The following is a 14,156-nucleotide window of genomic DNA, read 5'->3' on the forward strand; positions in this document are numbered from 1 at the left end:
CAGACCCCACAGGAGACCGCCGATGCACCGTCCGCTGCTTGCCACCGCCCTCGCCCTGCTTCTCGCCGCCCCCGCTGCAGCCCAGGCGCCTGCATCTCCGGCGGATACCTGCCGCAACGACCCCAAGTTCCGCGAGCAGGATTTCACGCTGGGCAGCTGGGACGTCTATACCGGCGAGAAGAAGACCGACGAAGTGACGATGAGCCTGATCCTCAACGATTGCGCGATCGAGGAGCACTGGAAGAAGACCGACGGCCACCCCACCGGCAACGGGATCGGCCTGTTCAACTATTCGCGGCTGCTGGGTTCGTGGGGCTATACCTGGGCGACCGATGACGGGGCGGCCACGGTGTTTCGCGGCAACCTCGTGAAGCCGGGCGAGATGCGCTACGTGACCGAGAAGCCCCTGCCGGGGGGAAAGGTGCGGCTGCGCCACTGGACGCTTTATGCGATGCCGGATGGCACCGTCCGCGAACTGGCCATCGGCACTGAAGATGGCGGCAAGACGTGGACGACGGATTATGACCTCAAGTGGGTGCGGCGGAAGTAACCGGCTTCAGCGCCCCGCGAAGAATGGCAGCGGAGCCCCTGCCCCGGCGTCGAAGGCCTTCCAGTCTTCGCCCAGCGCGGAGAGCGCGCTGGCGGCGATCTGGCTCTGGGTGAGGCACGCGCTGCCGGGCGCCGCGGCGTGGACGCCAGGACCGACGGCGGCGAGCCAGATCGCGTCCGAGCCGGGGAAGCCTTCCGGATCGGCAATCGTGTAGTCAGCCGGAGCAAGCTTCCACGCGGCGGCGCTGCCGTGTTCGGTCCAGGCCGCGCCGGGCTTGGCGCCGCGCCCGTGGTCGGTGGTGACGATCAGCGTGGTGCGCCCGCGCCACGCTGGGTCTGCCTGCGCCATGCGCCAGAGCTCGGCGATGAAATCATCGTCGCGGTTCATTGAGGCGAGATACTGCGCATAATCGCCCTCGTGCGCGAACTCGTCGGTATCGCCGAGCGCGACATAGAGCACGCGCATATCAGCCGCGGAGCGCAGAGCCGCCTGCGCATCGCGCATCGTGCGGGTTTCGGTGGGATGCGCGCCGGGGCTTTCCCCGTTGACCGGCACGCCGCTGCGCTTGTCGTTGATGATGTAGGGGAATACGTCCCACGTGCCGTACATGCGCACCTTGCCCGCGAAGCCGGGTCGGCGGTTCAGCCATTCGAGGAAGGTGACGTTCCGGTTCCAGTTCTTGTCGTTGGTGGTGATCGCGGGATCAGGGCGGCCGGTGAGCAGTTCGTTGTAGCCGGGGTAGGAGAACCACATCGGGTTGGTGACGCGCATGCACTGGCCCGCATCGCGGTTGCCATGCAGCACGCCGCCCTGCGCGGGCAAGCTGTGGACGAAAGGCATGACCGCAGGCCCGGTCCCCCACGCCTTCTCGACCGTTTCCTTCCAATCGGGATGGGTGAACTTCGGCTCCGCCACCAGCGCTTTGTCCGGCCCGCGAAAGACGTCCTGCCAGCGCGTGCCGTCCATCGTGACGAGGATGAGGCGCTGGCCATCTGCAGGCGCTTCCGCGCGCACAAGCGTAGGAACGAACAGCAGCGCAAGCGCCATCAGCGAACGGATCATACCCAAGTCTCCCATCAGAAGCGCCGCCCGACGCGAAAGCTCACGAAGCGGGGGCGCAGCGGGTAGACCACCACCGAGCCCCGCCCACAAATCGAAATCGCGCAAGTGGCCGTGCGGCTCTGCTGCGCGCGCTTGTCACCCAGGTTCTCCACGGTGAGCGAGGCGGACCAGGTGTCGCGGCTGATGCCGGCGGAAAGGTCGACCGTGCTGTAGCCGGGCTGGAGGCCGATCAGGCGCGCCTCGTCGACGTCGAGCGAGGAGGAGACGCTGGACTGGTGGAACGCGGCGGCCTGCAGGAAATAGTCGAACCTTCCGAGGGTAAACTCGTAGCGCATCAGGCCGGAAAGCTTGAAGCGCGGACTGCCGGCAAAACGCGTTCCCGCCGGCGCGCGCAGCGCATTGGGATTGCCCGATGCGCTGGGGATCGTGCAATCGAACGCGGCATTGGTGTATTTGCAGAGGTCCGTGGTGATCACCGCATCGGCATAAGTGCCCGAAACCTGGAACGAGAGCCCTTGTGCGGGGCGGACGGTCAGATCGGCCTCGACACCCTTCGACCGCGCGCGGCCGGCATTGACGATATCGGTAATGCCGTTCTGATCGCTGGTGACGGCAAACTGCGCCTGATTGAGCTTTTCAAGGAACAGCGCACCGTTGAACAGCACTTTGCCGCCGAGCCAGCTCGTCTTCCAGCCGATCTCGTAATTGGTGAGCTGCTCGACCGCATAGGCCGGTGCGGTGGGGCGCCGGTTGATGCCGCCGGGGCGAAAGCCGGTGGACCAGGTGGCGTAGAGCAGCTTTCCGGGCGCGGCCTTCCAGCTGAGGTTCAGCTTGTGGCGCACGCCCGAGCCGGTGGCCTTGGCGTCGATGTTGTCGCAGGGGCGCTGGGTTCCGTACGAACCAATGGTGCCGGGAAAGCACAGCGCTTCGCCGACCGCGCTGCGGGTGCCATTGAAACCGAAGAAGCCGATCACGTTGTTGTCGTACTTGTAGGCGCGCAGGCCGCCGGTGAGCGTGAGCGAGGGCACGATATCGAACGCGGCCTCCGCAAAGGCGGCGTAGTCGCGGTCCGTGCGGAACTGGATGTTGGCGTAGTTCACTCCCGGCAGGCCGGTGACAGACTGCGCATCGGCAAGACCCGGCACGGTATAGAGATTGCGCCAGTTGTTGGTCTGGCGCTGGTAGAACAGGCCCGCCACGATCCGCAGCCGGTCGCTCGAGGGCGAGGCGATGCGCAGTTCGTGGCTCTGTTTGGTGAAGCGCTCGTCCTGGCTGACGATCTGCGCGGGATTGATCAGGTTCCCGGCGTTGTTCTTGAAATTGTTGCCGAAATAATCGGGCGTGCTGGCATAGTAGCTATCGTAGAGATAGGCGTAATCCGAATAGTCGGAGGTATAGGCCGCCTTCCGTTCGAAATATGCGCCCGCATAGGTGAGGTCAAAGGAGCCAAGCTTGCCTTCGATGGCGAGGCTGGCCTGATACCATTCGTCCTTCTGTGCCTCGGGAAAGAACCGGGTGGTCTTGAGATCGCCAACCGAGGGCTTGAACGCGAAGTTTCCGTTCGAGGTCTGCCGCTGGCCCATGACACTGGCTGTGGCCGTCCAGTTGTCGTCGAGATCGACCTTGAGCGCGGCGCGCCCGCCATAGGCCTCGATCGAATTCTGGTCCCGGCCAACGAGCGCCTTGTTGTCGCGCACCACGCCCGAGGTGGGATAGGTGACGCCGCCGGGGGCGCGGACGTTGTCGATGTAGCCGCCATCGTATTGGTAGAAGCCGACGACACGCAGCGCAGCGCGGCTGGAGAGCGGGATGTTGAGATAGCTTTCGGCGATTCCGCCCGACTTGCCGTGCGCGACGGTGTTGGCGGTGAGATCGACCGAGCCCGAGAAGGCCTTGGTATCGGGCTTGTTGGTGATGATGCGCAAGGTGCCCGCCTCGCTGCTCGCGCCGAACAGCGTGCCTTGCGGACCTGACAGCGCCTCGACCCGCGCGATGTCGTAAATATGGACGTCGATGGTTGAGCCGATCGTGGTGACGGGCTGCTCATCGAGATAGACGCCGACGGTGGGGAGTGAGCCGGTGGAGAGCCGGTTGCCGTTGGAAAGGCCGCGGAAATAGACCTCCGCCTGCCCCGGGCCATAGCTCGTGTAGGAGAGGCTGGGCAGGAACTTGGCGTAATCGTTGAAATTGCGCACGTTTCGTTCGGCCAGCGCTTCGGTGGTGAGCGCGACGATCGAAAGCGGGACGTCCTGCAGTTTTTCGCTGCGTTTCTGCGCGGTGACGACGATCTCGCCGGGCGCGGCGGGCAAGGCCGCAGCCTCCGGCGGCAGGCCGTTAACACCTTGTGCCCGCACCGTTACTGCCGAAGCGAGCGCCAGCAGCGAAACACCGCCAGCCAAGATCCGCCTGTCCATCATCGCCGCATTCCCCCTTGCCGGGCCCCTACGGAATTAACTAGCCGTGATGACGGTGCGATTACAGGGCAATTGCGCAACGATCACAGACCGTTTGCGCGGCAGGAGCAGGGGCATTTTCCAAGCCTCTGCCGGTTGTTCCAGATCAATGCGCGTGGACTTTGGTCCGTTATGGTGGGATTAAGCATTAAAACTTATTTTGCAACTGGAGACGACTTTCGTGAGAAGCATGACCGTTCTGGGCGCCGCGTTGGCACTCGCTCTGGTTTCCGCACCTTCCTATGCCGCCGCGCCCGCCCCAACCGCGCCGCCGAGTGCGGGACAGCAAGCCTTCCGCGATCTTTACCGCGAACTGGTAGAAACCGACACCTCGGTGGCGACGGGCAGTTGCACGCTGCTTGCGCAGAAGATTGCCGATCGGTTTCGGGCGGCCGGGTTTGCAGAGGATCAGATCACGCTGTTCCGCGACGGGGACTTTCCGCTCGATGGCGGGCTGGTTGTCACCGTGCCGGGCAAGTCTGCCAAGGCGAAGCCGATGCTGCTGCTCGGCCATATCGATGTGGTCAACGCGCGGCGCATCGACTGGCAGCGCGATCCGTTCAAATTCATCGAGGAGGACGGCTACTTCTACGGCCGCGGTACATCCGACATGAAAGTGCTTGATGCGATCTGGATCGACACGCTGCTGCGCTTTCGCGCCGAAGGCTTCAAGCCGAAGCGCACGATCAAGCTGGCGCTCACCTGCGGCGAGGAATCGGGTGCGCGGATGAACGGTGTGCAGTGGCTGGCCACGTACCGCCCCGAACTGCTCTCTGCCGCGTTTGCGCTCAACGAAGGCGGTGGCGGCACGACGGACGGGCACGGCAAGGTGCTCAATCAGGCGATGCAGATCGGCGAGAAGGCCTATCGCAACTTCGAACTCGAAGCGCTCAATCCCGGTGGCCACAGCTCGACCCCGGTGGATGACAACGCCATCTACGATCTGGCCGATGCGCTCCAGCGGGTGCGCGCGCTCAAGTTTCCGGTGCATTTCAACGATACGACGCGAACTTATTTCGCCAAAGTCGGCGCTGCACGCGGCGATGCGCTGGGGGCCGCGATGGCCCGCCTCGCCGCTGATCCGGCCGATCATGTGGCCGAAGCGGCGGTTTCGACCGACCGCACGCTCAATTCGATGCTGCGCACGACCTGCGTGGCCACCCTGATTGAAGGTGGCCACGCCTCCAACGCTCTGCCGCAGCGCGCCAGGGCCACGATCAATTGCCGCATCGTGCCCGGAGAGGACACGGAAACGACCCGCGAGGCGCTGAGCAAGGCCATTGGCAACCCGAATATCCTGATCAACGCGTCCGGCCGCATCCGGCCCGTGGCGGTGCCGCCAGCGCTGGATGCGAAGATCGTCGGGCCTGCCGAAAAGCTGGTCGCGCGCTACTATCCGGGCGTGCCGCTGGTGCCCGCGATGATGACCGGCGCGACGGATGCGACCTACCTCGGGCCGCTCGGCATTCCGACTTATGGTGTGCCCGGACCGCTCGGCGATCCCGATGGCAACGGCCTCCACGGCCTCAACGAGCGGCACTCGGTGGCATCAGCCTATATCGCGCGCGATTTCCTGCACGATCTCGTCAAGGTCTATGCCGCGCAGGAATGAGCCGCGGCCCACGCGCTAGGGCCGCACCAGCAAGTTGCCGGTGTGACCGCCGGCAAACAGCAGCAACAGCGCCTCGGCGAAGTGATCGATGCCTTCCACGACGTGCTCGGGCAGGTCGATCTTGCCCTCCTGCATCAGCGCGGCGATTTCCGCCTTCGCCTCGGCGAAGCGGGCGGCATGGTGGGTGACGACGAAGCCCTTCATTGCCGCGTTGCGCTCGGCAAGCTTGAGGTAGTTCCTGGGTCCGCGCACGTTGCCGAGGTCCGAATACTGCGAGATCGCCCCACAGATCGCGATGCGCGCATCGGCGGGCGCAAGGTTTGCCAGCGCGACATCGAGGATTTCGCCGCCGACATTGTCGAAGAACACGTCGATTCCGCCGGGGGCTGCCGCTGCCACTTCGGCAGCGAGGTCGGCATTCTTGTAGTCGATGGCGACATCGGCGCCGAGCCTTTCGGTGAGGAAGCGGCACTTGTCAGGCCCGCCGGCGATGCCGATCACCCGGCCCCCGCGCGCCTTGGCGAGCATCACCACCATCGAGCCGACCGCGCCCGCAGCGCCGGACACGAGGACCGTGTCGCCCGCCTTGACCTCCGCCACCGCAATGAGGCCGACCCAGGCGGTGAGGCCGGTGGTGAGGCCGAGCGGGCCGACATAGTCCGCGGGCTTTAGGCTGTTTGAAAGATCGAGCTTGGTGAGCGCGGCAGCGGGCACCAGCGCACGGGTCTGCGCGGCGAGCATGCCATAGACCCAGTCCCCCGCAGCGAGCGATGGATCGGCGCTTTCCACGACCTGCCCGACGCCGAGCGCGCGGACAGTCGAGCCGAGCGGCGCGGTCTCGTGGAAGCTGCCCGGAGTGAGCGTGGTGCGGATCCATGCGTCCATCGAAAGCGTATCGACCTTCACCACCGCGTGGCCTGCGGGGACGTTCGCGATCTCGACATCCTCGATGCCGAAATCTTCGAGCAGCGGCATCCCCTCGCGGTACTGCCGGATGAAGACGCGGCGGTTGGTGTGCGGCATGGGAAACTCCGTGGCGGGTGGACGAAGCTTCTGGCTAGGTGGCGGGCGCTGGCATCGCCATTGCCATTTTGACTAGCTCGCCCCGGCGGCGCAGACTGGGGGCGCGGCTGAAGGAGGAAACCATGATCATGCGCACGAGGACAGTCTGGCTGGGGGCGGCCATCGCGGCGCTGATGGCGGGAACCGCAGCGGCACAATCGGCGCAGGATGCGGGTGCCTTGCTGGGGCGCATTCTCGGCCCGTCCGCGCCGGCGAGCACTGCGGCCAACACCGCGCCGCCGCCTGGGGTGACCAGCAGCGAGGCTTCGGGCGGGCTCAAGCTGGCGCTGGGCAAGGCAGCGGAGCGGGTGGTTGCGCAGCTGGGCCGGCCGGGCGGGTTTGCCGATGATCCGCGCGTGCGTATCGGCTTGCCGGGTCCGCTGGGCCGCCTCAACGGGCTGCTCGGGGCGCTCGACCGTGCGGGCGTGACCGATGGACTTTCGGGCAAGCTCAACGCTGCAGCGGAAGGCGCGGTGGGCAAGGCGCTGCCGCTACTGAAGAGTGCGATCTCGCGGATGACGGTGACAGACGCGCTGGGGATCGTGACCGGCGGCGATACCTCTGCCACCGATTACTTCCGCCGCACGATGGGGCCGGACCTGCAGCAGACGATGACGCCGGTGGTTGCAAAGTCCCTGTCGGGCGTGAAGGCGTTTCAGGCGCTCGACCGGTTCAGTGCGAAGAACAGCCTGATCGCGGGCCAGTTCGGCGCGCGGGACCTGACCGGCTATGTCACCCAGAAGGCGATCGACGGGGTGTTCCTCTACCTTGGCGAGCAGGAGCGCGAGATCCGGCGCAATCCGCTGGGGACCGGCAGCAAGCTGATCGCGAAGATCTTCGGACGCGGTTGAAGTCTGGCTTCACCCAACCTTGCGCTGGTTCGCGAGGGGATCGGGCAGCGGTGCCAAGGTGGACTTGATCGCCACGGCAGCAATGCGGCCGTCCTCGTCGAGGCGAAGGGGCTGCGAGAATTCGACACCCATGCGGTCGTCGCTCGCCCAGCGGCAGGTGGCAGTGACAATGTGGCCGTCTGAAAGCTGGATGCGGAAGATCGTGCCGGCCGGTACGTTCCACAGCCCCTCGATCAGCGCGCCGGTGAGCGACATGTTGCGCACGGTGCCGTTGTAGCGATGCCCGGCGTGATCGAGCACCACGCGGCGGAGCATGGCCTGGCGCGCGGCGCGGGCCGAGCGGGGGCCGCGCGCGATGGCCATGAGGCCTGTGGCAAGGCGGGTCAGCGTGGCAGGCGCGGAGAGCGGGCGTTCGTAGATATAGCCCTGCACATGGCTGCAGCCGAGCATGCGCACGAGATCGAGCTCGTCGAGGGTCTCGACGCCCTCGGCGGTCGTTTCCATGCCGAGCGCTTCGGCAAGGCTGACGATCGAGGCGATGATCGCGCCATTGCGGCTGCCGGCCTGCGTCGCGCCGCGCACGAAGGACTGGTCGATCTTGATCTTGTCGAACGGCGCGCGCTTCAGATAGCCGAGCGAGGAATAGCCGGTGCCGAAATCATCGAGCGCGAGGCGGACGCCGATACCCTTGAGCGAGCGGAACATGGCCTCGGTCCCGGTATCATCGCCGAGGAAGACGCTTTCGGTGATCTCGAGTTCGAGCCGGTCGGGCTCGACCCCAGCCGAAGCCAGCGCGCTCGTGACCATCGAGGGCAGCGCCGGATTGGCAAACTGCAGCGGCGATACGTTGACCGCGACGCGCACGTCCGAAGGCCACTTGGCGAGATCCTGGCAGGCGGTGCGCAGCGCCCATTCGCCGATCGAGACGATGAGGCCGGCATCTTCCGCGATCGGCACGAACTTGGCTGGCGAAATGAAGCCGTGCTGCGGGTGATTCCAGCGCAGCAGCGCTTCGAAGCCGGTGATCCGCTCGGTCGCGGTCTGCACGACGGGCTGATAATAGAGCTCAAGATCGCCTTGCGTGATCGCATCGCGCAGGTCTTCTTCCAGCTGGCGGCGTTCTTCCGCATCGCTGTGGAGATCGGCAGCGTAGAAGTGGAAACGCCCGCGCCCACCATCCTTGGCGGCATAGAGCGCAAGGTCCGCGTTGCGGATCAGCGCCTCGCTGGTCAAGCCGTCATCGGGCGCGAGCGCGATGCCGACGGAGCCGCCGATCATCACGCGGCTGCCATCGATCGAATAGGCCTGGCTGATCTGTTCGATGATGCGTTCTGCCAGATGGGCGAGCTGTTCGCGCGCGATCTTGCCGGCAAGGATGACCTGGAACTCGTCGCCGCCCAGGCGCCCGACGCGGCCGACGGTGCCGATGACGCGCTCAAGGCGCTGCGCGACCTGCTTGAGCAGCGCATCGCCGGCGGGGTGGCCGAGCGTATCGTTGACCTGCTTGAACCGGTCGAGATCGAGAAGGAACACCGCGCAAGCGCGGTTCTGCTCATTGGGCGCGGTGAGGATCTTCTCCAGCGTCTGCGACATCTGGAATCGGTTCGAGAGGCCGGTGAGCGAATCGAAATGCGCGAGGCGCGAAGCATGTTCCTGCGAGCGGCGCTTTTCGGTGAGATCGGTGCCCGAGCCGCGGAAGCCCTGGAAGTTGTTGAAGGCGTCGTACGTCGGACGTCCGGTGACCGACCACCAGCGTTCCTCGTCATAGACCGCAGCGCGCACCGCCAGTTCGGAGAAGCTGGACCGCGCCGAGAGATGGAAGGCCAACGTGCGTTCACCCTCGCCCGATTTCTCGGAAAGGTTGAACAGCTCCGCAAAGGGGCGGCCGATGAAATCATCGACCTTGCGGCCGAGCACGTCCGCAACCGGCCGCGATATGTAGGTGATAAGGCCGCGGCGGTCGGTTTCCCAGAACCAGCCCTGCCCCGTCTCCTCATAATCGGCGAGGATCTCCTCGGCGCGGGTCTGGATGCGGACGCCTTCTTCCACCGCGAGGCGGACCTTGAGATCGATCTCGCGCTGGCGCAGGTAAGCGGCCACCGCGATCACGCCGCCAATGAGCAGCGACAGGATGCCGGCCCCGAAATGGGAGACCCAGGTAACGCCGGACCACATCGCGACCTGGGCGGTAAGCATGCCGGCAAGGCGGCCCGATTCGGTCACCGTGGCCAGGAGCGAGATGGTGACCAGCAGCGCCAGTGCCTGCACCCAGGGAACCACGCCGCTGCCCGCCCACATGCCGATGGCATAACCATAAATGAACAGCGGAATGCCAATCGAGGCCCCCATCAGCGCCATTCGCACGGCGGTCGAGTGATCGCGGCTTTCCTCGTAGTTCGAGGTGAAGCGCGCGACGAACAGCAGCGCAGAGGCCAGCAGCGCGAGCAGCGGCGCGATGATCGGGCGGATCGAGAAGTTGGCGAGGGCAAGACCCAAGACGCCGAGCACCATCGGCAGCGCCATGTGCGGCCATTCACGCGCGATCAGGCCGCGGCCAGGCCCGGTGCCGAACAGGAATGCCGCCCCGGCCACATCGGCCCGGCTGACGGCCGCGGTCGGCACGCGCTCGCGGCGACGCTGCGTACGCGCGAAATCGCGCGCGGCGCGCGTCGGTTCGGCCTGCGATGCGGCGTTGTCCTCGGGCGATTGGCTCATCATCCGTCAATTGCGCTTAACTGCTTTGAGAAACCGTTAAGCACCCACCCAGATCGGACCTTTTTTCCGCAGAATTCCTTAGGTTTGCTTTTGCTCGTCACCGTGCGGTGCTAGGGCGCAGGCAACGCTTTGATTTACCTGATTACCAAGGAATTCGCGTGGCCACGACTGCCAGCTTTACGATGATCGGCGTCGCCGGGCGGCGTCTGCGGGTGGGGCAATGGCATGTCCAGCCCGCAGCCCAGAGCAAGACCGCGCGCGCCGCGCCGCGCCCGCTCGTGATCCTGAGCGGCATCGGCATGAACATGGAAATGCTCGAGCCGATTGCGAGCCGCCTGCCCGATCGCCGCATCATCAGCTTCGACATGCCGGGAATCGGCCAGTCGCCCGATCCGATCTTCCCCTACACGATCCCGCACATGGCGCTGACACTCGCCGCGCTGCTCGACCGGCTGCGGATCGATTCGGTCGATCTGCTCGGCATCAGTTGGGGCGGCGCGGTGGTGCAGCAGTTTGCTTTCCAGCACCGCGCGCGCACCGGCAAGCTGGTGCTTGCGGCAACCTCGGCGGGGGGCACGATGATCCCCGGCAATGCCTCCATGCTTAGCCAGATGCTTGATCCGATGGAATATTCTGTCGAGAAGGCACTGCGCCGCAACCTTGCGATGTTCTACAACGGCGGGGGAGCGGACCGGGTCTCGCTCAATGCCGCAACGGCGCCCTCACCGCTGGGCTGGAGCTGCCAGCTGGCGGCCTATGCGGGCTGGAGCAGCGCGCCGTTCCTGCCGCTGCTGAGCATGCCGGTCATGGTCATGGGCGATGAAGACGACCAGCTCATCCCGCCCGCCAACCTGCATTTCCTCCACAACGCGATCCCCGGCAGCAAGCTGGAGTTGAGCGAGGGCGGCGGGCACCTGTTCATGCTGGCCCGCCCCGATGCTTTCATCAAAAAGCTGACCGGGTTTCTCGACGCGTAACCGCGAATAGCCGCGGGCGTTGACCCCGGCACGATCCTCTGACTTAATCGGCCAGTTAAACGCGACGGCCCTCCGCGATGAGTCGGCTGCGCGGGGATAGAGGAGCCTGCTGATGCCGACCTATGACCTCATCATCCGGGGAGGAACCATCGTTGATGGCACCGGCCGTCCGCGCTTTACCGGCGATGTGGCCGTGCAGGGCGGCCTGATCGCCGCCGTGGGCAAGGTCTCCGGCACCGCGAAGCGCGAGATCGACGCGGGCGGCAAGGTCGTTGCGCCGGGCTGGGTCGACATTCACACGCATTATGACGGGCAGGCGACCTGGGATCAGGAAATGGCGCCGAGCTCGTGGCATGGCGTGACCACGGTGGTCATGGGCAACTGCGGCGTGGGCTTTGCGCCCGCCGCAACGGACCGGCATGAATGGCTGATCGGGCTGATGGAAGGCGTGGAGGATATCCCCGGCACCGCGCTGGCCGAAGGGCTCAAGTGGGACTGGGAGAGCTTCCCCGAATACCTCGATGCGCTGGAGCGGTTGCCGCGCAGTGTGGACGTGGCAACGCATGTCCCGCACGGCGCGGTGCGCGCTTATGTGCTGGGCGACCGCGAAAAGCCGGGTGCGATTCCGACCGACGAAGACATCGAAGCCATGGCCAAAATTGTCGAAGAAGGCGTGCGCGCGGGCGCGCTCGGCTTCTCGACCAGCCGCACGGTGATCCACAAGTCGATCGACGGCGAAGTGGTGCCGGGCACGACCGCCACCGCCGAGGAGCTGATCCGCATCGGCCGCGCCATGGGCCGCGTGGGCCACGGCGTGTTCGAGATGGCGAGCGACATGAAGCGCGAATGGGACGAGTTCGGCTGGATGGGCGCGATGAGCCGCGAGACGGGCCTCCCCGTCACCTTCGCCGCGCTGCAGTCGATCGCCAAGGAACTGCCGCTTTCCGAACAGATCGAGGAAATGACCCGCCAGAACGCGGCGGGCGCAAACATCGTCGCGCAGATCGCGCTGCGCGGCAACGGCATCGTGATGAACTGGCGCGGGACGGTGCATCCCTTCATGTTCCGCCCGACCTGGGCCGCGCTTGCGGCGATGCCGTGGGAAGACCAGCTCACCCACCTTGCCGATCCGGTCTTCAAGAAGATCATCCTTTCGGAAAGCAACGTCTATCCCGAAAGCGACATCGTCCACCTCTACCGCGTGATCGGCGAAGGCTGGGCGAACCAGTACGAGATGGACGAAGGCTTCGACTACGAGCCGCAGGCGGACGCGAGCATCGCGGCGCGGGCGGCGGCGGCTGGTGTGACGCCGGAAAGCTATGCCTATGACCTGATGCTGGCGGATGGCGGCACCGGGTTTATCTATCTGCCGATCCTCAACTACGCTGACGGAAACCTTGATTTCCTTGAGGAACTCCAGTCGCGCGATGATTGTGTGAACTCGCTTTCGGACGGCGGCGCGCATTGCGGCACGATCTGCGATGCGGCTTCGCCCACCTTCATGCTCCAGCACTGGGTGCGGGATCGCAAACGCGGTGGGCGGCTCAGCCTTGAGCAGGCGGTGAAGCGCCAGTGCCACGATACGGCGCGGCTCTATGGCATGAACGATCGCGGCGTGATCGCGCCCGGCGCGCTCGCAGATATCAACGTGATCGACATGGAGGCGCTGAAGCTGGGCAAGCCTTGGCTGGCGTTCGACCTGCCGGCAGGCGGCAAGCGGCTGCTGCAGAAGGCGGACGGCTATCTCTACACGATCAAATCGGGCGAGGTGACCTTCGAGCAGGGCACCTGGACGGGTGCGGTGCCGGGTGTGCTCGTGCGCGGGCCGCAACAAGCCGAAATGCTGGAGGCCGCAGAATGAGCAATGCAACGATCCGTATCGGCGCCCCGGCGACGCTCGACAGCCTCTACCTCGATCAGGTGCCCGATTGCGGCGATCCCGGTCCGGGCGAAATCCGCGTGCGCCTGCGCGCCTCCTCGCTCAACTTCCATGACTTCGCGGTGGTGACAGGCATGCTGCCAGCTCCCGCCGGGCGCATTCCGATGTCGGACGGCGCGGGCGAAGTTGTGGCGGTGGGCGATGGCGTCACGGCTTATGCGCCGGGCGATCTTGTCGTCTCGACCTTCTTCACCAACTGGGATGACGGCACTCCGCCAGCCACCGCCTTCACCACGGTGCCCGGCGACGGCATCGACGGCTATGCGCGCGAGGAAATCGTCGCGCCGCAGGGCTGGTTTACTCGCGTGCCCAAGGGCTATTCCGCCGCCGAAGCGGCAACGCTGACCTGCGCGGGCCTGACCGCGTGGCGCGCGCTGTTTTTCGATGGCGCGGTGAAACCGGGTTCGACCGTGCTGGTGCAAGGCAGCGGCGGCGTTTCGATCTTCGCGCTGCAGTTCGCCAAGGCGGCGGGGGCGCGGGTCATCGCGACCAGTTCGTCGGACGCCAAGCTGGAGCGGATGCGCGCGCTGGGGGCGGACGAGCTGATCAACTACAAGGAGGTGCCCGCCTGGGGCCTCAAGGCGCTGGAACTGACCGGCGGCGCGGGTGTGGATTGCGTGGTCGAGATCGGCGGCGCTGGCACGCTCGACCAATCGATGATGGCGACTCGCGTGGGCGGCCATGTCGCGCTGATCGGCGTGCTGGCAGGCTTTGCCGGGCCGGTGCAGACCGCGCTGCTGATGGCCAAGAACCTGCGCGTGCAGGGGCTGACCGTGGGCAGCCGGGCAATGCAGCTCGACATGATCGCCGGGGTGGAAGCGAACGGTATCCGCCCGGTGATCGACAGCCATTTCCCGCTGGCGAGCCTTGGCGATGCCTTCCGCCATCAGGCGAGCAACACCCACTTCGGCAAGATCGTCGTCGATATCTGACGG

At 65.8% G+C, this 14,156-nt stretch carries 10 protein-coding genes; 6 read left to right on the forward strand and 4 right to left on the reverse strand.

What is annotated here, in order from left to right:
- The first annotated feature begins 22 nt into the window (after positions 1-22).
- Positions 23-550 carry a hypothetical protein gene (locus Q0071_RS16070; RefSeq protein WP_298171669.1) on the forward strand — a complete coding sequence of 176 codons (528 nt, stop codon included), beginning with the start codon at positions 23-25 and terminating at the stop codon, positions 548-550.
- Between the two features lie 6 nt (positions 551-556).
- Here the strand turns inward: Q0071_RS16070 and Q0071_RS16075 are convergent, their stop codons facing one another.
- Complete coding sequence (locus Q0071_RS16075) at positions 557-1,612, reverse strand: hypothetical protein (RefSeq protein ID WP_298171672.1); 1,056 nt, start codon at positions 1,610-1,612, stop codon at positions 557-559.
- A 14-nt stretch (positions 1,613-1,626) separates the two neighbouring features.
- Positions 1,627-4,029, reverse strand: coding sequence for a TonB-dependent receptor (locus Q0071_RS16080; RefSeq protein WP_298171675.1), 2,403 nt, complete (start codon positions 4,027-4,029; stop codon positions 1,627-1,629).
- 226 nt (positions 4,030-4,255) lie between these two features.
- Between Q0071_RS16080 and Q0071_RS16085 the strand changes: the two genes are divergently transcribed.
- Positions 4,256-5,677 (forward strand): M20/M25/M40 family metallo-hydrolase, encoded by a 1,422-nt coding sequence (locus tag Q0071_RS16085; RefSeq protein ID WP_298171678.1) that lies wholly within the window; start codon positions 4,256-4,258, stop codon positions 5,675-5,677.
- Positions 5,678-5,692: 15 nt separating this feature from the next.
- On the opposite strand, the gene Q0071_RS16090 is transcribed toward Q0071_RS16085, so the two are convergent.
- A complete protein-coding gene (locus tag Q0071_RS16090) occupies positions 5,693-6,700 on the reverse strand; it encodes an NADP-dependent oxidoreductase (RefSeq protein WP_298171681.1) in 1,008 nt (335 codons plus the stop codon).
- 122 nt (positions 6,701-6,822) lie between these two features.
- On the opposite strand from Q0071_RS16090, the gene Q0071_RS16095 reads away from it, so the two are divergent.
- Entirely contained in the window at positions 6,823-7,590 is a 768-nt protein-coding gene (locus Q0071_RS16095) for a DUF4197 domain-containing protein (RefSeq protein WP_298171684.1), read from the forward strand.
- Between the two features lie 9 nt (positions 7,591-7,599).
- Here Q0071_RS16095 and Q0071_RS16100 read toward each other — a convergent pair whose 3' ends face one another.
- Entirely contained in the window at positions 7,600-10,305 is a 2,706-nt protein-coding gene (locus Q0071_RS16100; RefSeq protein WP_298171688.1) for an EAL domain-containing protein, read from the reverse strand.
- Between the two features lie 158 nt (positions 10,306-10,463).
- Between Q0071_RS16100 and Q0071_RS16105 the strand changes: the two genes are divergently transcribed.
- The 3 genes from Q0071_RS16105 to Q0071_RS16115 all read left to right on the forward strand — a co-directional run bounded on the left by Q0071_RS16105 (position 10,464) and on the right by Q0071_RS16115 (position 14,153).
- Positions 10,464-11,282 carry an alpha/beta hydrolase gene (locus Q0071_RS16105; RefSeq protein ID WP_298171691.1) on the forward strand — a complete coding sequence of 273 codons (819 nt, stop codon included), beginning with the start codon at positions 10,464-10,466 and terminating at the stop codon, positions 11,280-11,282.
- Between the two features lie 112 nt (positions 11,283-11,394).
- Positions 11,395-13,143 (forward strand): D-aminoacylase, encoded by a 1,749-nt coding sequence (locus tag Q0071_RS16110; RefSeq protein WP_298171694.1) that lies wholly within the window; start codon positions 11,395-11,397, stop codon positions 13,141-13,143.
- A complete protein-coding gene (locus Q0071_RS16115) occupies positions 13,140-14,153 on the forward strand; it encodes an NAD(P)-dependent alcohol dehydrogenase (protein WP_298171697.1) in 1,014 nt (337 codons plus the stop codon). Before Q0071_RS16110 ends, Q0071_RS16115 begins: the two co-directional genes overlap by 4 nt.
- The last annotated feature ends 3 nt before the right edge of the window (positions 14,154-14,156 follow it).

It is taken from the genome of Novosphingobium sp. (genome assembly GCF_027486195.1).
Classification (GTDB): domain Bacteria; phylum Pseudomonadota; class Alphaproteobacteria; order Sphingomonadales; family Sphingomonadaceae; genus Novosphingobium.

Excerpts from the sequence above, each read along its gene's own strand:
- Q0071_RS16090 (WP_298171681.1), bottom strand. The coding sequence starts at position 6,700 with ATGCCGCACACCAACCGCCGCGTCTTCATCCGGCAGTACCGCGAGGGG.
- Q0071_RS16095 (WP_298171684.1), top strand. The coding sequence starts at position 6,823 with ATGATCATGCGCACGAGGACAGTCTGGCTGGGGGCGGCCATCGCGGCG.
- Q0071_RS16085 (WP_298171678.1), top strand. The coding sequence starts at position 4,256 with ATGACCGTTCTGGGCGCCGCGTTGGCACTCGCTCTGGTTTCCGCACCT.
- Q0071_RS16100 (WP_298171688.1), bottom strand. The coding sequence starts at position 10,305 with ATGAGCCAATCGCCCGAGGACAACGCCGCATCGCAGGCCGAACCGACG.
- Q0071_RS16110 (WP_298171694.1), top strand. The coding sequence starts at position 11,395 with ATGCCGACCTATGACCTCATCATCCGGGGAGGAACCATCGTTGATGGC.
- Q0071_RS16070 (WP_298171669.1), top strand. The coding sequence starts at position 23 with ATGCACCGTCCGCTGCTTGCCACCGCCCTCGCCCTGCTTCTCGCCGCC.
- Q0071_RS16115 (WP_298171697.1), top strand. The coding sequence starts at position 13,140 with ATGAGCAATGCAACGATCCGTATCGGCGCCCCGGCGACGCTCGACAGC.
- Q0071_RS16075 (WP_298171672.1), bottom strand. The coding sequence starts at position 1,612 with ATGATCCGTTCGCTGATGGCGCTTGCGCTGCTGTTCGTTCCTACGCTT.
- Q0071_RS16080 (WP_298171675.1), bottom strand. The coding sequence starts at position 4,029 with ATGATGGACAGGCGGATCTTGGCTGGCGGTGTTTCGCTGCTGGCGCTC.